General features: G+C 70.9%; 20 protein-coding genes and 1 pseudogene. 13 read left to right on the top strand and 8 right to left on the bottom strand.

Annotated elements, in window-relative coordinates; genetic code table 11:
* Positions 1-11 precede the first annotated feature (11 nt).
* From AB0I18_RS03880 to AB0I18_RS03830, 11 genes and pseudogenes are all read left to right on the top strand, one after another.
* On the top strand, positions 12-1,064 hold the full coding sequence (locus AB0I18_RS03880) for a LacI family DNA-binding transcriptional regulator (protein ID WP_363103759.1): 1,053 nt from the start codon (positions 12-14) through the stop codon (positions 1,062-1,064).
* A gap of 105 nt (positions 1,065-1,169) precedes the next feature.
* A complete protein-coding gene (locus tag AB0I18_RS03875) occupies positions 1,170-2,264 on the top strand; it encodes an LCP family protein (protein WP_363103758.1) in 1,095 nt (364 codons plus the stop codon).
* A 123-nt stretch (positions 2,265-2,387) separates the two neighbouring features.
* A complete protein-coding gene (locus AB0I18_RS03870) occupies positions 2,388-5,687 on the top strand; it encodes an NACHT domain-containing protein (RefSeq protein ID WP_363103757.1) in 3,300 nt (1,099 codons plus the stop codon).
* Between the two features lie 17 nt (positions 5,688-5,704).
* Positions 5,705-5,788: pseudogene (locus tag AB0I18_RS03865) on the top strand (DUF397 domain-containing protein); the annotation flags it as partial.
* A 243-nt stretch (positions 5,789-6,031) separates the two neighbouring features.
* A complete protein-coding gene (locus tag AB0I18_RS03860; protein ID WP_363103756.1) occupies positions 6,032-6,898 on the top strand; it encodes a hypothetical protein in 867 nt (288 codons plus the stop codon).
* Between the two features lie 59 nt (positions 6,899-6,957).
* Positions 6,958-7,536, top strand: coding sequence for a Uma2 family endonuclease (locus AB0I18_RS03855; protein ID WP_363103755.1), 579 nt, complete (start codon positions 6,958-6,960; stop codon positions 7,534-7,536).
* Between the two features lie 163 nt (positions 7,537-7,699).
* Complete coding sequence (locus tag AB0I18_RS03850) at positions 7,700-8,056, top strand: YciI family protein (protein ID WP_363103754.1); 357 nt, start codon at positions 7,700-7,702, stop codon at positions 8,054-8,056.
* Positions 8,057-8,257: 201 nt separating this feature from the next.
* The gene (locus AB0I18_RS03845; RefSeq protein ID WP_363103861.1) at positions 8,258-9,538 is read left to right on the top strand and encodes an RNA polymerase sigma factor; all 1,281 of its coding nucleotides are present in this window, start codon (positions 8,258-8,260) and stop codon (positions 9,536-9,538) included.
* 235 nt (positions 9,539-9,773) lie between these two features.
* A complete protein-coding gene (locus tag AB0I18_RS03840; RefSeq protein ID WP_363103753.1) occupies positions 9,774-12,149 on the top strand; it encodes an ATP-binding protein in 2,376 nt (791 codons plus the stop codon).
* A 101-nt stretch (positions 12,150-12,250) separates the two neighbouring features.
* Entirely contained in the window at positions 12,251-12,907 is a 657-nt protein-coding gene (locus tag AB0I18_RS03835) for a response regulator transcription factor (RefSeq protein ID WP_363103752.1), read from the top strand.
* Positions 12,908-13,039: 132 nt separating this feature from the next.
* On the top strand, positions 13,040-14,218 hold the full coding sequence (locus tag AB0I18_RS03830) for a dipeptidase (RefSeq protein WP_363103750.1): 1,179 nt from the start codon (positions 13,040-13,042) through the stop codon (positions 14,216-14,218).
* Between the two features lie 41 nt (positions 14,219-14,259).
* Here AB0I18_RS03830 and AB0I18_RS03825 read toward each other — a convergent pair whose 3' ends face one another.
* Complete coding sequence (locus AB0I18_RS03825) at positions 14,260-14,622, bottom strand: VOC family protein (RefSeq protein ID WP_363103749.1); 363 nt, start codon at positions 14,620-14,622, stop codon at positions 14,260-14,262.
* A gap of 87 nt (positions 14,623-14,709) precedes the next feature.
* Between AB0I18_RS03825 and AB0I18_RS03820 the strand changes: the two genes are divergently transcribed.
* Positions 14,710-15,228, top strand: a complete 519-nt coding sequence (locus tag AB0I18_RS03820) for a CGNR zinc finger domain-containing protein (protein ID WP_363103748.1) — start codon at positions 14,710-14,712, stop codon at positions 15,226-15,228.
* A 36-nt stretch (positions 15,229-15,264) separates the two neighbouring features.
* Here the strand turns inward: AB0I18_RS03820 and AB0I18_RS03815 are convergent, their stop codons facing one another.
* The 6 genes from AB0I18_RS03815 to AB0I18_RS03790 form a co-directional block, all read right to left on the bottom strand.
* The gene (locus AB0I18_RS03815; protein ID WP_363103747.1) at positions 15,265-16,011 is read right to left on the bottom strand and encodes a cupredoxin family copper-binding protein; all 747 of its coding nucleotides are present in this window, start codon (positions 16,009-16,011) and stop codon (positions 15,265-15,267) included.
* Entirely contained in the window at positions 16,008-16,490 is a 483-nt protein-coding gene (locus tag AB0I18_RS03810; protein ID WP_363103746.1) for a hypothetical protein, read from the bottom strand. Before AB0I18_RS03810 ends, AB0I18_RS03815 begins: the two co-directional genes overlap by 4 nt.
* Before the next feature lie 105 nt (positions 16,491-16,595).
* Entirely contained in the window at positions 16,596-17,681 is a 1,086-nt protein-coding gene (locus AB0I18_RS03805) for a cupredoxin family copper-binding protein (protein ID WP_363103745.1), read from the bottom strand.
* A 27-nt stretch (positions 17,682-17,708) separates the two neighbouring features.
* On the bottom strand, positions 17,709-19,061 hold the full coding sequence (locus AB0I18_RS03800; RefSeq protein WP_363103744.1) for a copper resistance protein CopC: 1,353 nt from the start codon (positions 19,059-19,061) through the stop codon (positions 17,709-17,711).
* A complete protein-coding gene (locus tag AB0I18_RS03795; RefSeq protein ID WP_363103743.1) occupies positions 19,058-19,738 on the bottom strand; it encodes a hypothetical protein in 681 nt (226 codons plus the stop codon). The genes AB0I18_RS03800 and AB0I18_RS03795 overlap by 4 nt, the downstream gene beginning before the upstream one ends.
* Before the next feature lie 404 nt (positions 19,739-20,142).
* A complete protein-coding gene (locus tag AB0I18_RS03790; RefSeq protein WP_363103742.1) occupies positions 20,143-21,486 on the bottom strand; it encodes a UDP-glucose/GDP-mannose dehydrogenase family protein in 1,344 nt (447 codons plus the stop codon).
* Positions 21,487-21,695: 209 nt separating this feature from the next.
* Between AB0I18_RS03790 and AB0I18_RS03785 the strand changes: the two genes are divergently transcribed.
* Positions 21,696-22,853: an acyl-CoA dehydrogenase family protein gene (locus AB0I18_RS03785; RefSeq protein WP_363103741.1), complete on the top strand. Its 1,158-nt coding sequence runs from the start codon at positions 21,696-21,698 to the stop codon at positions 22,851-22,853.
* A gap of 84 nt (positions 22,854-22,937) precedes the next feature.
* On the opposite strand, the gene AB0I18_RS03780 is transcribed toward AB0I18_RS03785, so the two are convergent.
* Positions 22,938-24,215 (bottom strand): LCP family protein, encoded by a 1,278-nt coding sequence (locus AB0I18_RS03780; RefSeq protein ID WP_363103739.1) that lies wholly within the window; start codon positions 24,213-24,215, stop codon positions 22,938-22,940.
* Positions 24,216-24,240 lie beyond the last annotated feature (25 nt).

Here is a 24,240-nt window from a genome sequence, read left to right as displayed (position 1 = left end):
CGATCCCGAGCATGACTCGCCCGAATCCCGCTGTTGCCCAGTCAGCGACGCTGGCCGAGATCGCCCGCGAGGCGGGAGTCTCGGCCCCGACTGTTTCGAAGGTGCTCAACGGCCGCGCCGATGTGGCCCCCTCGACCCGGACCCGGGTCGAGGAGCTGCTCCGCAACCACGGCTACCGGCGCCGCCGGGCCGAGGCGTCCCGCTCGCCCCTCATCGACCTGGTCTTCCACGAGCTGGAGAGCGCCTGGGCGATGGAGGTCATCCGGGGCGTCGAGAACGTGGCGCGGGACGAGGGGCTGAGCGTGGTCCTCTCCGAGAGCGCGGGCCGGCTCACCCCCGGCCGCACCTGGGCCGACCAGGTCGCCGCCCGCCGCCCGCACGGTGTCGTCCTGGTCCTGAACGGGCTCGACGAGTCCCAGCGGGCGCTGCTCACCAGCCGCTCCATCCCGTTCGTGATGGTCGACCCGGCGGGTGACCCCGGTGACGACGTGCCGTCCGTCGGGGCCACCAACTGGCAGGGCGGCCTGGCCGCGACCCGCCATCTCGCCGACCTCGGTCACCGCCGCATCGGCGTGATCAGCGGGCCGTCACGGATGATGTGCAGCCGGGCCCGGCTCGACGGCTACCGGGCGGCGCTCGACAGGGCCGGGCTGCCGGCCGACCCGGCGCTGATCCGCACCGGCGACTTCCACCACGAGAGCGGCTACCGGGAGGGCCTTGAGCTCCTGAAACTCCCGGATCGCCCGACCGCCGTCTTCGCGGGCAACGACCTCCAGGCCCTCGGTCTCTACGAGGCCGCCCGCGAGAGCGGTCTCCGCATCCCGGAGGACCTCAGCATCGTGGGCTTCGACGATCTGCCGGTGGCCCGCTGGGTCGGCCCGCCGCTGACCACCGTGCGCCAGCCGCTGACCGAGATGGCCGAGGCGGCGGCCCGGCTCGTCCTCGACCTGGGACGCGGGGAGCGGCCGCCGGCGGCGACACGCCTGGAACTGGCGACGAGCCTGGTCGTGCGGAGCAGTACGGCGCCGCCGACGGGCTCCGAAAGTTTCGAAAGCGCTGTCTAGCGCTGTCTGAGAGAGGCATGAGGGAAGCCATGGGGGAAGCCGACCAAATATGAGAATCTCTCAAGAAATCAAGTAAGGGGCTCCTGCTCGTAATAATTCGGACTTATGTTCCTGTGTGTGAGTGATGAAGAGGGGCACGGGGGCACGGGGGACGACAGCGCGGGCGTCGCGAGACGCGGCCGACGACGCACACGGCTGTTCAAGGCGGCGGGCATCGCGCTCGGCTGTGTCCTGGTCGTATCCGTCGCCGGTGCGGCCTGGGCGTACTGGCATCTGAACCACAACATCAAGAGCGTCGACATCGACAGCGCGCTGGGCGACGACCGCCCGGCGAGGGCCGTGACGACGCCGACCCCGTTCGGCTCCGGGTCCGCCTCGCCCACCCCAATCCCGAGCGGCGCGCTCAACATCCTGGTGCTTGGCTCGGACACGCGCGACGGCGAGCGGAACAAGGAACTCGGCGGCGGCAGCAGCGAGGGCGCCCGCTCCGACACGGCGATGATCGTCCACCTCGACGAGGGCCGTTCGGAGGCGACCGTCGTGAGCATCCCGCGCGACACCCTCGTCACGCGGCCCTCGTGCCCGCTGGAGTCGGGAGGCTCGACAGGGGTGCGGTACGGCGCGATGTTCAACAGCGCGTACTCGGTCGGCGGGCCCGTCTGCGCGGTCAAGACCGTGGAGTCCATGACGAACGTCCGCATGGACCACTACATCGAGATCGACTTCGCCGGTTTCGCCGACCTGGTGGACGCGCTGGGCGGCGTCACGGTGACGACGGAGGAGGACATCTCCGACGAGGACAGCCACCTCGACCTGAAGGCGGGCACGCATCTCCTCGACGGCCCGGACGCGCTGGCCCTGGCCCGCACCCGGCACGGCATAGGCGACGGCAGCGACCTCGGCCGCATAGGCCTCCAGCAGAAACTGGTGAAGGCCCTGCTGGAACAGGTCGCCTCCACCAACCTCCTCACCAGCCCCACCCGCCTCTACAGCGTCGCCGACGCCCTGACCGGCAGCCTCACCACGGACACCGGCCTGAACTCCCTGAGCGAACTGATGGGCCTGGGCGAGAGCCTGCGGGCCCTCTCCTCGGCCGGCACCGAGACGGTGACGATGCCGGTGGTGCCGGCACCGTCCGACCGGAACCGGGTGGTGGCGGACGAGCCGGAGGCGGGGGAGTTGTGGGAGTCGTTGCGGTGAGGAGATTGCCCCGTCGCGAGAGGAGTACGGCGGGCTGAACCCGGTCACAATGCTGATGTGCTCCGGGGGCCGAGACCACGACGTACGCGCCGACGCCTCGTTCGCGACGGCCTTTTCGCGGGCGTGGGGACGGTGGCGGTCGGGTTCGCCGTGTGGTTGCTGGCGGGCGGCCCGTCGGAGCCGCTGACCGCGGTGGCCGGGCTGTTCGTGGGCGTCGCTTCGCTGCTTCTCTCGCTGGTCGACTTCTTCAGACAGGACTCCCCGCCGCCTGATCCCGCCGAGTACGCCGACGACCTGGCACGCACGCTCCGGGCGCAGTGGCTCGAGGAGGCGGAGGCCAGGCGGCTGCGCGCCCCCCGGGTGTTACCGCTGGCCTGGGCGACCACCACGCGGCAGGTCGCCGACGAGCCGCAGGCGGAGGCGGCGGGCGGCAGGGTGGTGAGGGTGCGCCTGGACGGCAGGCTCGACGGGCGCTTCGAGGCGGTGACGGATCAACTTGCCCGCGGATACCGACAGTTGCCCCAGGAGAGGCTCGTCGTCATCGGAGAGCCAGGTGCGGGCAAAACCGTCCTCGCGCTCCTGCTGACCCTGGGACTGCTCGACGCACGGGAGCCGGGCGGCCGGGTCCCCGTGCTGCTCCCGGTCTCGTCCTGGGATCCGGTGCGCGAGCGGCTCGACGACTGGATCGTACGAACCCTCGCCGTCCCCTACTACAACGGCCGCCCCGAGATCCCGCGCGCCCTGCTGGCCCACGGACTGCTCCTGCCCGTGCTCGACGGCCTGGACGAGATCCCGGAGTCCGCCCGCCGTGGTGCCATCCGGGCCATCAACCGGGCGGTCGGCGCGGAGCGGCCCGTTGTCGTGACCTGCCGGGCGGTGGAGTACGAGGAGTTGATCCGGGGTGGGGCCCCGACCCTGCGACGGACGCCTGTGGTCGAGGTGGCGCCGGTGCCGCCCGAGGACGTCATCGGCTATCTGCGGGACGTGGACTGGCCGGACGACGCCGTGTGGGACGGGGTGTTCGCACGATTACGCGCCGAGCCGGACGGGCCGGTGGCGGAGGCGCTGTCCACACCGCTGATGGTGACCACGGCGCGGCTGGTGTACCAGAGCGGGACCGGGCGGCCGGCCGAACTCCTGGACGCGGAACGGTTCGACTGCCGGTACGCCGTGGAGGACCACCTCACCCACCAAGTGGTCGAGGCCGCTTACGCATCCGAGGACGCCGAAGAGCGCGGCCGGTGGAGCGCCGACCAGGCGCGCCGGTGGCTGACGTTTCTGGCCTGCTACCTGCACGACCATCGGGAGCGGGATCTGGCGTGGTGGTTGATGAGCGGGCGGTTGCTGCCGACATGGGCGCCGCCGGTTCTCGGGCTCGTGGTCGGGGCGGCGGTCGCGGGTGGGGCCGTGGCGTGGACCGAGGTGACCGGGGTGGGGGTTTCGGGGGCGGGGGGCATCGTGCTGCTCTCCATGGGGATCGCCGTTCTCTTCGCACTCGTCGGGTCCCTCGTCTGGTACGCGGCGGGAGACCGGTCGCCCGGGCGCCTGTCCTGGTCGCTGCGAGGGTCGACGGGACGGTTGCGGCGCGGGTTCCGGTACGGGGTCGTGCTGTGTGCGGTATCCGTGGGGCCGGTGGCCGTGGGCTGGACCGCCTTCCGGGTGCTCACCTACACCAGCGGCCCTGGGACACTGCAGAGCGCGGAGGAACTGGCCAAGCTGGTCCTGGTCTGCGTCTCGCTGTGCGCGGTCACCGGACTCGCTCTCGCCGTACACAGCTGGCTCAACGCGCCGCCGTCCAGGGCGACTCAGGTGAGTCCCGCGAACTCACTCGCTCAGGACCGGCGTTCCGCACTGACCGGGGCGCTGGCGGCCGGCGCGGTCTTCGGTGCCGCCGGGGTGTTCGGGCTGCAGGCGGGGCTGCTGGCCGGAGGCCTTGTCTTCCGGCTGGCCAACGGCTGGCCGGGCTGGCCGGGGGACGGCGACGCCTCGGACTACGTACGTGACGAGTGGAGCCACACGGACCGGTCGTTCGGCGTGGACGGTCTGGGCTTCGGGCTGCCCCTCGTCCTGCCCGCGGTGCTGTTCACGCTCTTCGTCCTGTTGTCGCGCGCGTGGCCCCGGTTCCTGCTGACCAGGATCTGGCTCGCCGCGCGTGGCCGGCTCCCCTGGCGACTGTTCACCTTCCTCGCGGAAGCCCGGCGACGGGAGATCCTGCGGCAGTCGGGTGACACCTACCAGTTCCGGCACATACGGCTCCAGGAAGCCCTCGCGGGGCAGCCGACGTACGCCGATGTTCCGCCGCTCTCCCAGCGGGCGGCGACGACCCGGACCGTACGCCGTCGGCTGGTCCTGGCAGCCGGCGCGGCGGTGGCCCTCACCGGGGGCGGGGTGGCGATCCGCCGGCACCGGGACGAGAGCACGGTGGTGTTCTCGGCACCCCACGAGGCACCCATGACCGCGGTGGCGTTCCGGCCACGCACCGATGAGCTGGTCTGGGGAGACACCGGCGGGAGGCTCTGGTGGGGAAGCCGTTTCGGCGGGGAGCGGCAGGTGCTGGGGCCTGTGCACCTCAGCAAGGCGGACCAGAGTGCCGGCGTCGACCCAGGAGTCACCAAGGCGGCCTTTCATCCTGACGGCTCGACGCTTGCCGTCGGGCGGGGAGGGCGGCTGCGGCTCTGGAACGCGCGGCGGCCGTCCCAGTGGGGAGACTTCCCGGAATCGGCCGAGGTGCAGGCATTCCTCTCCATAGCCTTCGCTCCCCCTGGGCAAGGGGGCTATCTGGCTTGTGCGCCCGTCTACCGTCCTCCCCTGTACAACGGTGCTCTCTACGTGGGGCGCGTAACCGCCGACGGCCGGCTTGAGGACGTCAGCCCCGCGAAAGGACCCGGCGACGAGTTGGAAGCAGTGGCCGTGGCGTTCCTGCGCCGGGGAGGACTTGCAGTCCTCGGCAGTGACGACGAGGTCTACGAATTCACGGCACCGAAATTCAGGAAAGGCTCTCGGATCGAGAAGGCCGTACCTGACAGGCTCGGGGGCGGAACACTGGCGGACGTGGTTGCCAGTCCCTATGACGATCTCCTGTTGTTGCTTCGTCACGATGCGGACAGCGGGCTGTGGCGTCTCGGAGCGGGTGGGAAGTGGCATCGAACGGCTCTGCCCGCCGCACTTGAAGCCGCGTTCCATCCCAGGAGACCGCTGCTTGCTCTCGTCCCTGAGAGCGGCATCAGCGAGGACCTGACGAACGACGGAACCATTGAGCTGTGGTCCACCGGCGGCCCTCTCACGCGGCCCTCGCGACTGAAGCAACTCCACGGGCACATGGGAGGTGTCACCTGCCTCGACTTCAGCCCGGACGGGCGGTGGCTCGTCAGCGCGGGCAGCGACGGGACAGTACGCCTGTGGGATGTCGGTGACACACCGTAGCCTCGAAGCGGGACTCGAAGCTCAACCCGATCGGTGACGGACCCGAGTTGACCGTTCCCGCCTCTGCGTGGGCGGAGTTCGTGGCGCACGTCGGGGCTTGAGCTTCGGGGGTCGGGATTCGAGACTCTTTTTGTTTGGAATGGGAGGGCGGCTCAACCCGCCCTCCCTCCCTTGTCGCCGCGTGCGGCGGGCTCAAGCGGCGCTCGGGCCAGGGGAGATGACTTTTTGTGATCGGGTCGCGGCGGAGTGTGGCGGACGTGTAGCGTGCGCCCAAAGAAATGACCCCCGTGGGTGTTAGCGCACCGCGCGGGGGTCTGACCACAAGATCGAATGAGAGTCGATCCATGGCTACCGCCCAGCTTAGTGCTGCCCCGCGCCCGTCCGCCCATCCCATGGCCAATCCGGGATACGGGAAGAAGTCGGCGCCCGACCAAGCGCCCCGCAGCGGACGCGACTTCGGTCATCTGCCCGATCGCGAGGCTGCGATCGCCGGGTATCTCGACCGGCTCGACGACGAGTCGGACATGTCGATCAAGACGCTGGCCAAGCACGTCTCGTACGGCCAGTGCGCCGTCGGGACCGCCCTCAACAACCTCTCCGCGGCAGGGCACTTGCGCCGCGTACGCCGTCCGGTCACCGTCGACGGCTGTCCGCGCTGGGTCTGGCACACCTTCTTCTCGCGGACGGCACGCGATGACGCCTGGTGGGACTCCTTTCTCGGCGGGGAGGTGCCGGTCACCGAGCCGTCCCGGCTGGCGCGGTCGGTCGCGTACGACGTACTCGCCCGGCTTGGTCGTATCGACGCGCGGATGACGCTCTCCGCCGCCGAGTGCGGGGCGCTGGAGGAGCAGGCCGCCGAGTGGTTCGCGCGGGGTGCGGGTGAGGCGCAGCTCGTGCAGGCGGTGCTGGCGGGGCTGCCGGAGAAGGTGGCGCACCCGTACGGATTCGTACGGGCCCGGCTGCTCGGCAAGCTGCCGCCGGAGCCGGCCGAGCGGCCGAGCCACGAGGCCCGGGCCCGCTACGAGGTGGTCTGCACGGCCTGTGGTGAGCCGGGTGAGGGGAGTGGGATGCGGGGCGGGCTGTGCGGGGGCTGCTGGGGTGGGCGGTCCGGCCTCGCGGCGGAACAGGTTCACGCCCGTGCGGGGCAGGTGCGTGCCGCGTTGCGCACGGGGCGGCGTACGGAGATGACAGAGAAAGGAACAGGCACATGACGACCTTGCAGCACGGTCCGCCCGTGAGGGGGGCAGGATGGAGGGGAGGAGGCGACGCAATGACCCCCATGACTTCCGATCAGCCCCAGATGCTCGTCGAGGAATTCGAGGAGCTCGCCCGGCATGCGCCCGAAACGGTGTCGCTGGAGTTCTTGAACGGAAAGGTCGGGGTCAAGCCCATGCCGGACGGCAATCACGGGACGATCGTCGCCTGGCTACTCCAACGATGTATGCAGCATCGCCCTGACCTGTTTCTTTTCCCGGAACAGGGCCTCAAGATCGAGGGCTACCGCAATGGGAGGGCCCGCCCGGACGGGTCGCTGGCGCCGCAGACGTTCTTCGCGGGCAAGGGTGAGTGGTCAGAACCCGAGGGAGTGCTGATGGTTGTCGAGGTCACGTCCCGTGACAGCGATGCGAACCGGCGTGACCGGATTGAGAAGCCGACGGGCTACGCGGCCACAGGCATCCCCGTCTACCTGCTCATTGACCGCGAGGCAGCGACTGTCACCGTCTACTCGGAGCCGAAAGGCGGTGGGTACCGGTCCGGCACCCCACAACCGTTCGGTGCCGTGATCGAGTTGCCGGACCCTGTCGGCTTCACCCTGGAGACCGAGAAGCTCAAGGATTTCGCCGACTGATGTGACCTCATGGTCTCCTGACCTGCGTAAACGGCCCCAGCGGAAATTCTCGCGAAGAAATCCGGCGACCGTGTCGATCCAGCCGTCCCCCGTTCGACGCACGGGTGAGAGGGAGAGACAGGGACGAGCCCCGTCTCCGTATCGAGGAAAACCAGGAGTCACCATGCCCCGCTACTTGTCGCTGATCCGGATCGACGAGCAGAACCCGCCCGTCGAAGAGCCGAGCCCCGAGCTGATGGAACGCATGGGGGAGCTGATCGAGGAGATGACGAAGGCGGGCGTCATGCTCGACAACGCCGGGCTGCTGCCGACCTCGGACGGGACGCGGGTCCGGTGGGAGGGCGGGGAGATCTCCGTGACCGACGGGCCGTTCACCGAGGCGAAGGAGGTCATCGGTGGGTACGCGATGCTCCAGGCCAAGGACAAGGCCGAGGCGGTCGAGTGGACCAAGCGGTTCCTCCAGGTCCACGAGGCGTACTGGACGGTGACCTGCGAGGTGCGGGAGATCGTCGAAGGCTGAGCCTCGGAGGCTTGGGCTTGAGCTTGGCCGTGGGGTCCGGTGGGTGTCTCATGGTGCTGTGTGAGGCCAGAGTCGACACAGCCAGCGGAACCGACACAGCCGGCGGAACCGGTGGCGGAACCGGCAGACACCCCGGGCCGCCCCGCCGAGCCGGGCGCGCGCCCCGCCCAGCCAGGCGCGCCGGACCCCGCCGCCCACGCCATCGACACCGTCTTCCGTATCGAGTCGCCCCGCATCATCGCCGGCGTCGCGCGCATCGTGCGGGACGTCGGGATCGCCGAGGAGCTCGCGCAGGACGCTCTGGTCGCCGCGCTGGAGCAGTGGCCCAGGGACGGGGTGCCGGGCAACCCCGGTGCCTGGCTGATGACCACGGCCAAGCACCGCGCGATCGATCTCGTACGGCGGCGGGAGCGGTACGCGCGCAAGCTGGTGGAGATGGGACGCGACCTGGAGACGTCCGCGCCCCACGGCCATGGCGACAGTTCCCACAGTTACGGCTACGGCTACGGCTATGTCGACGAGCCGTCCGATCCCGACGACATCGACGACGATCTGCTGCGGCTCGTCTTCACCGCCTGCCATCCCGTGCTGTCCGCCGAGGCCCGCATCGCGCTCACCCTGCGGTTGCTCGGCGGGCTGACCACCACCGAGATCGCCCGCGCCTACCTCGCCCCGGAGGCGACGATCGCCCAGCGGATCGTGCGCGCCAAGCGGACGCTCGCCGCGAAGGGCGTCGCATTCGAGGTGCCGTACGGGCCGGAGCGCGAGGCCCGGCTCGGGTCCGTACTGGAAGTCATCTACCTGATCTTCAACGAGGGGTACGCGGCCACGGCGGGCGACGACTGGCTGCGCCCCGCGCTCTGCGAGGACGCCCTCCGACTCGCCCGCGTACTCGCAGGGTTGATGCCCAAGGAACCCGAAGTGCACGGGCTGGCGGCCCTGCTGGAGTTCCAGGCGTCGCGGTCGGCCGCGCGGACCGGGCCGTCGGGGGAACCGGTGCTGCTCAGGGACCAGAGCCGGGCCAGCTGGAACCGGCTGCTCATCCGCCGCGGTTTCGCCGCCCTCGCCCGAGCCGAGGCGGTGTTCACGGACAGCGGCCCGGGGCCGTACGTCCTCCAGGCCACCATCGCCGCGTGCCACGCCCACGCCTACACGTACGAGGAGACGGACTGGCCGCGGATCGCCACGCTGTACGGGCTGCTCGCCGCCCGCACCCCGTCCCCGGTCGTCGAGCTGAACCGGGCCGTCGCCGTGTCCATGGCCGAGGGGCCCGAACCGGCTCTGGTCATCGTGGACGCGCTCGCCGCCGAACCCGCGCTGCGCGACTACCACTTGCTGCCCAGCGTGCGCGGTGACCTGCTGGCGCGGCTCGGGCGTACGGAGGAGGCGCGGGCGGAGTTCGAGCGCGCGGCCGCGCTCACCCGCAACGAGCGGGAACGGGAGCTGCTGCTGGCGCGGGCGGGGGAGTGCGAGTGCTGTTAGGACCTGTGTCGAACAGGACCCGTGTCGAAAGTGGCGTTGTACGGCGGGCACCTTAGCCCTGTCCGGTCGCGGAGTGTGCCGGTCGTTCGACCCACAAGGAAAGGAACGGGGCGTTCTACCTTGATCGTCGGTCAACTACCCTTGTGCCATGCGGCATGGGGGACGCGAGGGGAACGGGAACAGGGACGGGGCCGCTGAGCCGACAGACGACGGTCCCGGGTCCAGCGAACGCCTCTTGATCCTGACTCTGGAGCGGTACGGGGTGTGGCTCCGGTCCAGCGTGGTCTGCTTGTGCGGTGCGCTGGGCGTCGTGCTGGCGACCGCGGCGGAGATTCCGCTGGCGATGTCTCTGCTGGTGCCCGCCGTCCTGGCCTGCGGTGTGCGCCTTTACGCGCTGCGCCGCCCGGGCCTGTTCCCGCTCGCCCTGCTGTGGACGTTGGACGCGGCCGTGGTGGTGCTGACCGGGCTGTTTCAGCCGGTGCTCGGCGGCGAGAGCGGCGATGTGATGGTGGAGGCGGTTGTCGGCATCTGCGTCGTCGCTTTCCAGTACGAGTGGGCGACGCGCCCGATGGCCGCGTTCGGCCTGGCCGCGTTGGGGACTGTCGTCTGCGTGCTGGGCGACCTCCTGGCCTCGCCCGGGCAGAGCCCCGACGTGGTGCCCCTGGTGCGCATGTTTGTCCAGGCGGGCCTGTCGAGGGCTGCTTACCTCATGGTTCGGGCGCGGGCCAGGGCGGCCGACCGGTCGGCCGCGGCCCGGGCGGCCTCGCGCCGGGAGGCCGCTGTCGCCGCCGCGCGGAGGGCGACCGAGCGCGAGTACCTGGCGACCCTGCACGACACGGCGAGCGCGACGCTCCTGATGGTCTCCCAGGGCGACGGCCGGGACTGGTCGTGGCTGCCGCCGCGGGCCAAGCAGGATCTGGAGGCGTTGTCCGCCATGCCCGGATTCGAGACGGGAAGCGTCGACCTCGCGGCGCTTCTCAGCTGCGTGCCCGAGGGGGAGGGGCCGGCCAGGGTGCGGCTCAAGACGCGCATCGACGGCCCGCTGGTGATTCCGTCCGGCCCTGGGCTCGCGATATTCAACGGGGTCCGGGAGGCCGTCACCAATGTGGCACGCCATGCCGGGGTGCGGGAGGCGGAGCTCAGGGCATGGGCAGCGGAGGACGGTGTCGTCGTCGAACTGTCCGACGGGGGACGGGGCTTCGACCCGCAGTCTGTCCCCGCCCGGCGCCGGGGCATCTCCGGTTCCATCATCGGCAGGATGCACACGGTCGGAGGCTCCGCTACCGTCACCTCCCGGCCGGGCACCGGGACCCGCGTGCAGTGGGGCTGGCACGGCCTGGCCCGGGCGTCACAGGCAGTGGACGAAGCAGACGAAGCAGACGAAGCAAATGAAGCAAATGAAGCACAGGCGACCGGGGGCGTACCGCGCCCGCCCCGCGTCCAGGCACAGCACAGCGCCGCCGTCCGCCTCATACGCGGGCAGCTCCTCTACGGGGCCCAACTGGCCGTACTGCTGATCAGCCTGGTGTGGCAGTTCACCGTCTCGATGCGCCGGCTCATGGTCCACCAGGACGTGTACCGCCCCGCGTGGGCACAGACAAGCGCCTTCGTCTGCCTCGCCGCCGTCGGGGTGATCGGGGGCGCCTATCTGCTGCGTGGCCGGCAGATCCCGCCGAGGGTGCGCGGGTGGAGCCTGGGCGCTGTGCTGGCCGTTTCGGGGGTATGCGCGTTCACGCTCCCGCCGGGGCAGTCGACAGGTCCGGCGGACTGGGCGTTCGGAGTGGTCGGCTGGCATGCGCTGTTCCTGCTGGCGGACCTGCCGGTCAGGGTGTACGCGGCGTTCCTCGGGGCGCATATGGGGCTCAACGCGACCGCTGTGTTCCTGTCGGGGGCGCCCACCGCCGCCGAGGCGGCCGTCCTGGGGATCTCCACGATCTCCGCCTGCGGCTTCCAGTTCTCCGTCGGTGCACTGGTGACGCGCCTGCTCCACGGTACGGCGCCGGCAGCGGGGACCGCGGCTGCACGGGAGGAGGAACTTCGTACCCGGGAACGTATCCACGAGGACATGCAGCGTGATCACAAGGAGCGCTACCGCGCCCTGACGGCGACGACGGTGCCGCTGCTCGTGGGCCTCGGCCACGGTGTGCTGAGCCCGCACGACGAGGAGGTCAGGCTGCGGTGCGGGGTGGAAGCCACCCGTATGCGTCGCCTGTTCGCCGAGGGCGACGCCGTCTCCGACCCGCTGCTCAACGAGTTGCGGGCATGCGTCGAGGTGGCCGAGCACCAGGGGGTGACGGTGAGCCTGGCCGTACGAGGCCGGTCGGGTGAGGTGCCGGTGGAGGTACGCAGGGAGCTGATAGACCCGGTGGCGGTGATTCTGGGCCGCACCCGCTCGACGGCGCGGGTGACGGTCGTGTGGACTCCCCGCGCGGTACGGGTGAGCGTGGTCAGCGAGGACCGCACCGACGGTCGTAGCACGGCAGAGGCCGCACGAACGCACGGTCGTGCGAGTGACGCGAAGGTGACCGTGGCCCGGACGACGCGCGGCGAAAGCGTGTGGGTGGAGGCCGGCTGGAGAAGACCGGCGGCCGCCGGAATCGAGCTGACATGAGTGACCCTGACATGAGTGACCCGGACGTGAGTGACCCGGACGTGAGTGATCCAGACGTGAGTGACTCGGACATGAGTGACCCAGACACGACTGACCCGGACATGAGTGACAACGCACCGGTCAGCGTGGTCGTCGTCGACGACCATCCCGCCATCCTCGCGGGCGTGGAGGCGTGGTACGCCGCATCGCGGCGGCCCATCACCGTGCTCGCGGCCGGCGGCTCCGTACGCGAAGCCTGGACCGCGCCGGGCAGCACGGCCGATGTCGTCGTGCTGGATCTGCAACTGGGCGATGGTGGCCCCGCCTTCGGCAGCCTTAGAAGCCTCGTCGACGCCGGACGGCAGGTGGTCGTCTATTCGATGCGGGACGACGAGCAGACCGCGCTCAGCTGCTTGGACCTGGGAGCCGCGACTTTTCTGACCAAGAGCGAGGGCCGGGAGCACCTGGTCGAGGCGACCCTCGCGGCAGCCGATGAGCGGCCCTACATGCCGCCCGCGCTGGCCGGCGCGCTGGGAACGAACACCCGCGCCGACCGCCCCCAGCTCTCCGCGCGCGAGGAGAACGTGCTCATCGAGTGGTTCCAGTCGGAGTCGAAGGAGCTGGTCGCACAGCGTCTCGGCATCTCCGTACGAACGGTCAACTCGTATCTGGACCGCGTGCGGATCAAGTACGCGAACGTCGGCCGCCCCGCGCGGACCAAGGCAAGCCTGGTCGCCCGCGCCGTCCAGGACGGGCTGGTCGACGTGAACGACCTCTGAAGGAGCGCGGCCGACGGGGAGCGGCCGAAGGGGCACGGCGGTACCCCGAACGCGTCACCCACCGAGACCCCGTCCCGCTCCCGTGTCACGGTGGCTACACCTGTCGCCACCCCCGGACCCCGGAGCGCCGCCATGGCTGATCTGCAGGACGAACTGCACACCACCGCCGAGGTCGGCGAACTGGACCACCCCGCTCTTGAGAGGGAGTTCGAGCCGGAAGCGCTGAAGGTCCCGGACGTCGAACGCGAACTCGAGCGTGACGGTGACGGTGACCTTGATGCCGATGCCGATGCCGGTGCGGGCGGTGATCCGCTGGCCCGGGCGCACGCGCTGCTCGCCGCGCACCCCGTCGCCGACGGGTACAGCGGGCTGCCGTGGGCGCTGCGGCATCTGGCCTGGTACGACCTGGAGCTCGGCGAGAGCACCATCGACACGGATGTGCCCCGGCTGCGGGAGGGACACGTGGGCGCGTTGTTCTGGTCGCTGCATCTGCCCGAGGGACTCGTCGGCGAGCGGGCCGTCGGCGCGACGCTGGAGCAGCTCGACCTGGTCAAGACGGTGGTGGAGGCGCATCCCGAGGGCCTGCGGATGGCGCTCAGCGCGGCGCAGGTCACGGATGCCAGGAACTGCGGGCGGGTGGCCGTGCTGCTCGGCCCGGCGGGCGCGGCGGCGCTGGGCGACTCGCTGGGCATCCTGCGCGCCCTGCACACCCTCGGCCTACGTGTCCTCACCCTCTCCGGCGCTTCCTGGGCGGGAAAGAACGGGCTCACCAGGTTCGGCGAGGAGGTCGTCCGCGAGATGAACCGGCTCGGCGTGCTCGCCGATCTCTCCGGTGCCTCCGACCCGACCGTCACCCGGGTCCTCGGGGTCTCGAAGGCCCCGGTCCTGTGCACCCGCTCCGCGGCCCGCGCCCTGCGCCCCCACCCGGCGAACCTCCCCGACGACACGCTGGCCGAGCTCGGCGCGAACAAGGGCCTGTGCCTGGTGCCGCTGACCGCCGAGCAGACGGGCCCGTCGGTACGGGACGTCGCCGACCACCTCGACCACGTACGCGGCATCGCGGGCCCGGAGTGCGTCGGCCTCTCGGGGACGTACGACTCCGGGGCCGCGCACCCGCAGGACCTGCCCGACGCCTCGGGCTACCCGAAGCTCATCGCCGAGCTCCTGGTCCGCGGCTGGTCCGAGTCCGACGTGGCGCTGCTCACCTGGGGCAATGTCCAACGCGTGCTGCGCGGCGCGGACTTCACGGCCCGCGCCGCCCGCGGCCGCCGCGACCCGTCCACGGCGAAGATCGCCGAGCTGGACGGCTGAGCGGCCGGACCGCGTCAGGAAGGATCGAGCCGGCGTCGGCCTCAGCAGGCGCACAGGCAGAACGGATGCCCCGCCGGATCGGCGTACACCCGCCAGCTGCGCGACCGGTCCGCCGCGTCCAGCGCCTTGGCGCCCAGCGCGAGCACGCCCTTCTCGGCCGTGTCCAGGTCGTCCACGGTCACGTCGAGGTGGAACTGCTGCGAGGCGTCCGGCGCCGGCCACTTCGGCGGTACGTGGCCGGGGGCGGCCTGGAACGCCAGCGTCTGTCCGCCGGGCACCCGCAGGTCGTACCAGTCGTCACCGTCCGCCTCCACGGTCCCGCCGAGCACCTCGACGTAGAACCCGGCGAGCGCACGCGGATCGGGACAGTCCAGGACGACGGCGCCCAGCTTGGCGAGAGCCATGGCTTCCTCCTCGGTTGCGTTACCTCTATGTGGGCTTAGCCGGTAACGGTTACTGCATGCTCCCGCATAAGAGGTAACGTCGCAAGCATGAATGACCGAGCGCCCGCTCCCGGTGGACTGACCCTGATCCAGTCCCTGGTGAACACCCTGGACATCGAGTCGGGCGCCGACTCCCTGGACACGGCCGACGGGCGGGCCGCACTGGGCCTGACGGAGGGGGAGGTGGCGGGCGCGCGCGAGCTGCGCGAGTCGCTGCGTGCCGTCTGTCTCGCGCACGCGGGCCATCCGGCGCATCGCGAGGTGCGCCCCCTGGACGAGCTGCTCGCGTCCGCCCCGCTCGTCGTGACGGTGGCCGCGGCGGACGGTTCGGCGAGTCTCCGCCCGGCGGACCCGGCGGAGCCTGCGGGCCCGGCCGCCCTCGCGTCCCGGGTGGCCGCGGCCGTCGCCGAGTCCCTCGTCGCGGGCACCTGGCTCCGGCTCAAGGCCTGCGAGGCGCCGGACTGCCACTGGGCGTACTACGACCGCAGCCCGGCGGGCCGCGGCCGATGGTGCTCGATGTCGGTCTGCGGCGCACGGGCGAAGATGCGCCGCTACCGCGCCAAGTAGCCAGTATCGGCGGCCTGTTGTTCTTCGCAGCCTGTTCTAGTTCGAGTCCTGCCCCTCCCTCGCCGCCGAGCGGGAGCCGACCAGGAGGAGGCACAGTACGGCTACGCCCGCCACCACCCCGGCCAGGACGAGCAGGCCGTCGAGGCGTCGGGCGGAGGCGACCGGTTCGACGGCCTGCGGAGGGGCCGCCGGGCTGGCCGCCGGGGCGGCGGCCGCCGGGGCCGAAGTGGCCGGTGCCGAGGGGGACTTGGCGGACGAGGATGAGGATGAGGGGGACTTGGTGCGCGATGCCGAGTTCGCCGTGGCGGGCGGAGTCGGGGTCGCCGGACGCTGCCCGGCCCCGGTTCCGGCTCCGGCGCCGCCCTCGTCGTGGTCGTGCTCGTCCCCACCCGCGTGGGTATGGCTCGGCGCCGCCGAAGTCGCCGCCGGCTGGACCATGATCCGGGCTGTCATGTCCGGATGCACGGTGCAGTAGTACCCGTACGACCCGGCCGTCGTGAACGTGAAACTCCAGCTCTGCCCCTTCTCCAGCATCGGCGAGTGGATCGAGACGGGCCCGGACGTGGTCTTCACGTCGTGCGGGGCGGTGTCCTGGTTGGTCCAGGTCACCGTGGAGCCCACCGGGACGGTCAGGGTCGCGGGTCCGAACGCGTACCCCTTCATCGCCACCCGGTAGGTGGCCGCCGAGGCCTTCCCGGGTGCCGCCCACAGCAGCAACACCGGTACGAGCAGGGCCAGTACGGCGATTCCGACGACCCCGGTGGCCTGCCGCCCCGCCCTCACGCGAACTCCCCGGCGAGCAGCAGCCGCAGCTCGGTCGCCGGGACCGGCCGCGGCAGCCGGAAGCCGGTGGCGCGGCTCAGCAGCCGGTACGGGAGCCGGGCCGAGACCACCACCAGCAGCCGGTCCTCGGCGCACGAGACCACGCGCAGCGCCAGCAGCGCGGGGAAGGCCACGCCCTTGATGACGAGGTCGGCGGTCAGCTGCAACCGCCGTCCGTCGCTCAGGGGGCCCAGCGGCTCCCCGTGCTCGTCGGAGACGAGCGAGGCGCCCGTGGTGCCGCCGAGGTCGAAGTCGAAGCGGAACACCGGCCGGTCGTCGTCCGACTCCGGCATCATGAGCGAGGCCCCGGCCAGGGTGAGGCGACGCCGTCGAGTGGGCAACGGCCCGTACCGGGCGCTGAGTTCGACGAACGACCGGCCGGGCGCGACGGCGTACCGGCCGGGGTGCGGGGAGACGGTGGGCAGGGTGACGGTCGTCATCCGGTTTCTCCTTCCGGGGAAAAACGGGGCGGGGCAGAATGAGCGACGGACGCCGGGCCGGCCGACTGAGCCTCGGCCGGCCCGGCGTCCTCCTCGTGCTCGCTGTCAGCAGCTGTTGGTCAGGTAGCTCGTGGTCGGTTCGAGCAGGTGCTCGGCCCAGACCGTGTGCATCTTCACGTAGCTGTCGACGTTGAGCAGGTCGGTGACCTGCTGGCCGAGCGACTCCTCCAGGTGTGCCGAGTTGATGTGCTGGAGCAGCACACTGAGGGTGTCGTCGACGACCGCGCCGCCGCCTTCCGTGGCGGGCGTGAGGATGGACTCGATCCATACGGTGTGCGTCTTGATGTACGAGTCGAGGGCCAGCGCGTCCTGCACCTGCTCACCCGGAGAACGCTCCAGGTGAGCGGCGTTGAGGTGGTGCAGGATCGGCATCAGTACGTCCTGGGCGCTGGCGCACTGCTCGTCGCCGCCGTCGCCACCACCGGTGCCGCCGCCTGTTGATCCACCGGTGCTGCCACCGCTGGTTCCGCCGGTGCTGCCGCCGGACGTGCCGCCGGTGGACCCACCGCTCGTGCCGCCGGTGCCGCCCGTCGAGCCCCCGGTCGAGCCGCCCGACGTACCGCCGGTGGAGCCGCCCGTGGAACCACCGGACGTGCCCCCGCTGGACCCGCCGGTCGACCCGCCGGTCGACCCGCCGTCGTCAGCGACGACCTTGACGGACGCCACCATGTCCGGGTGCACCGCGCAGTAGTACTCGTACGTCCCCGCCGTGGTGAAGGTGTACGACCAGGAGTCGCCCTTCTGCAGGGTGCCCGAGTCGAACTTCTTCGGGCCCTTGGTGGTGGTGACCGTATGCGGGGCCGTGTCGTGGTTGGTCCACTGGACGGTGTCGCCGACCTTGACGACGAGCTGCTTTCCGTCGCCGAACTTGTTGCCCATGATGTCGACCTGGTGGGCCGCCGCGGCGGCTGCCGCGGGCCGCGCCTCGGCCGCCGCGGCTGCGGGCGCCTGAGCCGCGCCCGCCGCCGAGTCGGTCGTCGACGCCGAACCGGCCGTCGCCTGGAGCAGTCCCAGGCTGAGCACCGCCGCGAAGGACGCACCGAGCCCGGCGACGAGCAGGGTCCGGTTCCCGGCGGGCGCCCGACGACGCCGTTCCCCGGTGTCGGTGTCGGTGTCATTACTGTGCGTCAAAGCAACTCCCTTGTCCGTGTGGGGATTTCAGCGACCGGGATCGGCCGTGACCAGCAGACTCGTCACGGCGAGCACGACGAGGACGAGCCCCGTCTCGGCCGCGACCGAGTAACCGAAGGGCCGCACGGTGGCGGCGTCGCCGCGCAGCAGCACGGCGAGATCGAGACGCGAGCGCACCCACTGACGACTGCGCTGCGCGGCGAGCAGAACGAGGGCGAGTACGGCCGTCTTGACCAGCAGCAACTGCCCGTACGAGGTGTGCAGCAGCGCGTTGTACGAGCCCACGACCTGCCAGGCGAGCACGAGCCCGGCGCCGGCGATCGCGGCCACGGACACGCCGGCGAGCTTCGAGTAGCCGGGCACGACCAGCGCCAGCTCGTCGGGGTCCCGGCGCGGTAGCACGGCCACCGCGAGCATGGCCAGACCGCCGATCCACAGGCTCGCGCCGAGCAGATGGACGAGGTCGGCCAGCGCACCCCAAGTCGGCTCGGGGCCCTCGGAGTTGTGGCCCGTCATACCGGTCGTACGCAGCAGCCCGAGCGAGACGGCGAGGGCGCCCACCCGCCAGCCGGGGGAGCGGGCCGTGCGGCCACCGCCCTGCAACAGCGCGCTCAGCACCACCGCGGCCAGCACCCACAGCAGACCCCGGGCGGCGAGCGCGATACCGGGCTCGGTGGTGAGGACATCGGCGTACGCCGACGCGGTGAGGGCGTCGCGCAGGCCGCCCAACCCGGCGTACGCGCCCTGCAGTCCGATCGCCGCGACCGTCGAGAGCAGCCCGGCCGCCCAGGCCAGCGCGAGCAGGGTCCGCGCCCGGCGCTCACCCGCCCCGCCCGGCCAGAGCAGGGCGACGAACGCGAGCCCGCCGATGAACAGGGCCAGCGAGAGATAGCCGGTCCAGCGAGCGGCGACGAGGCCACGACGCACCGAGGGGGAGGGTGCGGAGGGGGCGGCCTCGTCGCCGCGGTCCTGGGTGGCGGCGGGCGCGGGCGTACCGATGCCGAAGGTGAGCCGGCCGGAGGAGGCGTGCCCGTCCTCCTCGTCGATGACCGACCAGGTGAGGGCGAGTTCGCCGGTCTCCGGAGGTACGCCGGACAGGGCGGCGCGCACGGTGTCGGTGCCCTTGCGCGGGGCGCGGGAGAGGGGGAGCCGGTCGCCGTCCGGCGTCATGACGCGTACGTCGGCCAGGTCGACGGGCTCGTCGAAGGTGAGGGTGAGATGGCTGGGCGCCTTGCCGAACTCCGCGCCGTCCTTGGGGGTCGAGCCGACCAGGTCGGTGTGGGCGGAGGCGAGGGGCGCACAGGTGAGGACGTAGAGGAGGGAGGTGACGAGGGAGGTGAGGAGCACCACGAGGAGGCGTCGGCGCCGGCGTCGGGTCATGGGGTGGCCCCCAGGAGGCTCGGCGTGGCGATGCCCAGGCAGAGGGCGGACTGGGCGGACGGGGAGGACGGGGAGGCCTGAGACGGCCCTGGCTCGGGTGTGGGAGTGGGCTCCGGTTCCGTACCGCCCGCCAGGTCGAGGACCTGGCCCGTGAGCCCGGCGATTCCGGTGAGCAGGGGCTGTACGAGGCGTACGTCGCCGTCGTCGCAGGAGCCGTCCGGGGGCTCCTCGCCGGTGGAGCCGGAGGGGGCCGGAGTGGGCGTGGGGGTGGGCGACGAGCCGTGGCCGTCGTGTCCGCCGCCGGACTCGCCGTCGCTCCCGCCTCCGGCCCCGCCGTGACCGTCGTGGCCACCGCCCTCGACCGGCACGCCGCCCGGGCCCACCGGCAAACCACCCCAGCCCACCGGCAACCCGCCTCCGCCGATGGGGACTTGGGGCGCGGGAGCGAAGCCCCCGGGCATGTCCTGAGTCGGCGCGGGTGTCGGCATCGGACTCTGCGGCGCGGTGGCCGCCGGCGGTGACGCGGGCGGTACGGCGCCCTGCGCGGAGCCCGACGACGGTGTCGCGCCGATCCCCGAGGCGTAGCCGAGCACGATCACCACGGCGCCCACGAGTGCTCCCGCGACCACCTCGTCGCGGTGATCCCGTGGCCAGTCCGCCCGACGGAACAGGGGCATGATCACTCCTGGCATGGTCCGGTCAATCCGGATCGACGAATGTCGCTTGACGCGGACCAGTGGAGTGGCGGTCGGATTCCGCACGGCTACGCGTTGGTTAATCGCCTGTTGCCTGGCTCTCTTTCGGGGGGACCCCTGTTGTGAGAACGGGCTACAACGACGTTATTCCGCGCATTGCGGCTGTGAAGAATCGGCGTACAAGGCACGCCAATTCCGTCACATTACTCGAATTGAATTCGAACCCATGGGAGAGGCGGAATGGGAGAGAAACGGGAAGGGAATGGGAAGAGAGCAAGGGGATGGTGGGGAACGGGTGTGGAATGCGGGGGAAACGCGTGGAGCGCGCGCAGGGAATGCGCCCGCCCATACGGCTCAGGCCGTCGGGCCGACCCGACCCGTACGGCTCAGGCCGTCGGTCGTCCCATCGCCCGGTACGTCCAGCCCGCCGCCCGCCACGTCGCCGGGTCGAGGGCGTTGCGGCCGTCGAGGACGAGGCGGTCCGTCGCGACCTCGCCGAGCACCGCCGGGTCCAGCTCGCGGAATTCGCGCCACTCGGTGAGGTGCAGGACGGCATGGGCCCCGCGTACCGCGTCCTCGACCGTCTCCGCGTACCCCAGCGTCGGAAAGAGCCGCCGCGCGTTGTCCATGCCCTTGGGGTCGTAGACCGTGACCTGACCGCCCTGCAGATGAATCTGCCCGGCGACATTCAGCGCGGGGGAATCCCGGACGTCGTCCGAATCGGGCTTGAAGGTCGCGCCGAGTACCGCGATCCGCTTCCCGAGGAAGGAACCGCCACCGAGCGCCTCGCGCGTCATATCCACCATCTGACCGCGCCGCCGCATATTGATCGAGTCGATCTCGCGCAGGAAGGTCAGCGCCTGGTCGGCGCCGAGCTCACCGGCCCGGGCCATGAACGCGCGGATGTCCTTCGGCAGACAGCCGCCGCCGAACCCGATCCCGGCGCGCAGGAACTTCTTGCCGATCCGGTCGTCGTACCCGATCGCCTCGGCGAGCTTCACGACATCGCCGCCCCCGGCCTCGCAGACCTCGGCCATCGCGTTGATGAAGGAGATCTTGGTCGCGAGGAAGGAGTTCGCGGAGGTCTTCACCAGCTCGGCGGTCGGGAAGTCGGTCACCACGAAGGGCGAGCCCTCGGCCACCGGCGTCGCGTACACCTCGCGCAGCACCTTCTCGGCGCGCTCGCTGCGGATGCCGACGACGATGCGGTCGGGGTGCATCGTGTCCTGCACGGCGAAGCCCTCACGGAGGAACTCCGGGTTCCAGGCCAGCTCGGCGTCCTCGCCGGCCGGTGCGAGCTCGGCCAGGCGGGCCGCCAGCCGGTCGGCGGAACCGACGGGCACGGTGGACTTGCCGACGACGAGGGCGGGGCCCTTCAGGTGCGGGGCGAGCGACTCGAAGGCGGCGTCCACGTACGACATGTCGCACGCGTACTCACCGCGCTTCTGCGGTGTGTTCACGCACACGAAGTGGACGTCGCCGAACTCCGCGACCTCCGCCCAGTCCATGGTGAACCGCAGCCGCCCGCTGGAACCCTCGATGCCGGCGACGTGCTTGCGCAGCAGGTCCTCAAGACCCGGCTCGTACATCGGGACCCGGCCCCGCTGGAGCATCTCGATCTTCTCGGGCACCACGTCAAGGCCCAGCACCTCGAAACCGAGCTCGGCCATGGCAGCGGCGTGGGTGGCGCCGAGGTAGCCGGTGCCGATCACGGTGATCTTGAGGGCCATGAGTGCTCCTGGGGTGGTGTCCTTGAGTGCGCTGCACGAGCATAGTCGGGGTGTGTTCGAGGGCCTCACCGGTGTCTGACCAGTGCCTCATGGGGCAGATTTCCCCCTGTGGTCGAGCTTGTCGCCAAGCTCACGTATCACTCGTGTGGCCAGGCCCCTAAAATTTGGGTTACTTAACGGTAATTAGCGTCTTTGGAGCGTGAGAGACCTTGGCCGGATCGGCTGATTTCGACCTGTACCGCCCGTCCGAGGAGCACGACATGCTCCGTGACGCGATCCGCTCACTGGCCGAGGCGAAGATCGCGCCGTACGCCGCCGCGGTGGACGAGGAGGCCCGGTTCCCGCAGGAGGCCCTGGACGCGCTGGTCGCCTCGGACCTGCACGCGGTGCACGTACCGGAGTCGTACGGCGGCTCGGGTGCCGACGCGCTCGCCACCGTCATCGTGATCGAGGAGGTGGCCCGCGTCTGCGCGTCCTCGTCCCTGATCCCCGCGGTGAACAAGCTCGGCTCCCTCCCGGTGATCCTGTCCGGCTCCGAGGAGCTGAAGAAGAAGTACATGACGCCGCTCGCCAAGGGCGACGGGATGTTCTCGTACTGCCTCTCCGAGCCGGACGCGGGCTCGGACGCGGCGGGCATGAAGACCAGGGCGGTCCGCGACGGCGACTTCTACGTCCTCAACGGCGTGAAGCGCTGGATCACGAATGCGGGCGTTTCCGAGTACTACACGGTGATGGCGGTCACCGACCCGACCAAGCGCTCGAAGGGCATCTCGGCCTTCGTCGTCGAGAAGTCGGACGAGGGCGTCTCCTTCGGCGCCCCGGAGAAGAAGCTCGGCATCAAGGGCTCGCCGACCCGCGAGGTCTACCTGGACAACGTTCGCATCCCGGCCGACCGCATGATCGGCGACGAGGGCACCGGCTTCGCCACCGCCATGAAGACCCTGGACCACACCCGCATCACCATCGCGGCCCAGGCCCTCGGCATCGCCCAGGGTGCCCTCGACTACGCCAAGGGCTACGTCCAGGAGCGCAAGCAGTTCGGCAAGGCGATCGCCGAATTCCAGGGCATCCAGTTCATGTTGGCGGACATGGCGATGAAGATCGAGGCCGCCCGCGCCCTGACGTACCAGGCGGCGGCGAAGTCCGAGCGCGGCGACAGCGACCTCACTTTCCAGGGCGCGGCGGCCAAGTGCTTCGCCTCGGACGTGGCGATGGAGGTCACGACGGACGCGGTCCAACTGCTGGGCGGGTACGGGTACACCCGCGACTACCCGGTCGAGCGGATGATGCGCGACGCGAAAATCACGCAGATCTACGAAGGCACGAACCAGGTCCAGCGGATCGTAATGGCGAGGAACCTGCCGTAGCCAGCCCACACAGAACAGGCCCCCGGCGTCACGCCGGGGGCCTGTCTCTGTGTGGGCTGGCTACGGGCTCCGAACCGGGCCGGCTCAGTCCCCCGACACCGTCACCTTCTCGTCGTTCTTCAGCTGGTCCACCAGGGTCTTGACCTTGGCGGTGTCCCACTGGAGGTTGCCGTTGGCGGCGTTGCCCGAGATCGGCATGTTCATCGACTTGCCGTCGCCGCCGGTGATGCCCTTCATGGCCCAGAACATGGAGCCCAGGTCCCAGAGGGACATGTCCTTGTCGACGGTGAGGGTGTCGAGGCCGGCGCCCATGGTCGGGTAGAGCTTGAAGGGGTTGAGGACCGTGGACGGCGTCGCGGTCTGGGACGCCAGGGCCGCGAGGAACTTCTGCTGGTTCTTCGTACGGTCCAGGTCACTCCTGGCGAACGCGTAGCGCGTACGGACGAAGGCCAGCGACTCCTCGCCGTTCAGGGTCTGCTTGCCCGCCTGGAAGTCGGCGCCGGACTTCGTGTCCTTGAACGCCTTGGGGATGTCCAGCTCGACACCGCCCACCGCGTCGACGATCTTCGCGAAGCCGGCGAAGCCGATCTCCGCGTAGTGGTCGATGCGCAGCCCGGTGTTGGACTCGACGGTCCGCACGAGCAGCTCGGGGCCGTCCTCCGCGTACGCCGCGTTCAGCTTCACCTGACGGCCGGTGCCCTGGAAGGTCTTGCCGGACTCGGAGCCCACGAACGTCGGGATCGTGACGTTCGAGTCGCGCGGCAGCGAGATCATCGTGTTCCCGTTGCCGCCGACGTGCAGGATCATCATCGAGTCCGTGCGCTTGCCCTCGGCGGAGCCCGTGCGGAGCTTCTTCTTCTCCTCGTCGGACAGGCCCTCGCGGCTGTCCGAGCCGACGATCAGGTAGTTCGTGCCCTCGCCCCCGTCGGGCCGCTCGATCACCTTCGACAGGTCGACCTCACGCTTGAGCTTCGAGTCCGCCCAGAAGTACGTGCCCACGGAGACCACGACCAGCACGGTGACCACCGTGATCGCGGTCCACTTGATCCGCCTGCGCCAGTTCGGCGCGGGCCGCGGACCGCGTCCGTACCCGTCGGGCGGGTCCTGCGGACCGCCACCGCCAGGCGTGCCGTAGACCTGGCCCGTGTTGTACCCGTTGTTGTAAGGGTCCTCGCCGTAACCGTCGGTGTACGCCGGCTGTGGCGGGACCCCGTGGGGCGGCGCGGACTGGCCTGGGACGGAGCCCGGGCCGCGCTGCACCTGCCGCATCACACGGGCGCCCTCGGGCTGGGCGCTCGCGCTGCCGCGGCCGTGACGGTCGCCGCCGTTGTCTCCGGACCATCCCTGGGACCAATCGCTCATGCGCCCCAGTGTGCAGTGCCCGAGT

The organism is Streptomyces sp. NPDC050704 (assembly GCF_040654355.1).
Lineage (GTDB): Bacteria > Actinomycetota > Actinomycetes > Streptomycetales > Streptomycetaceae > Streptomyces.
Note: the sequence above shows the minus strand (reverse complement) of the source record. Positions and strands in the feature narration are given on the sequence as shown.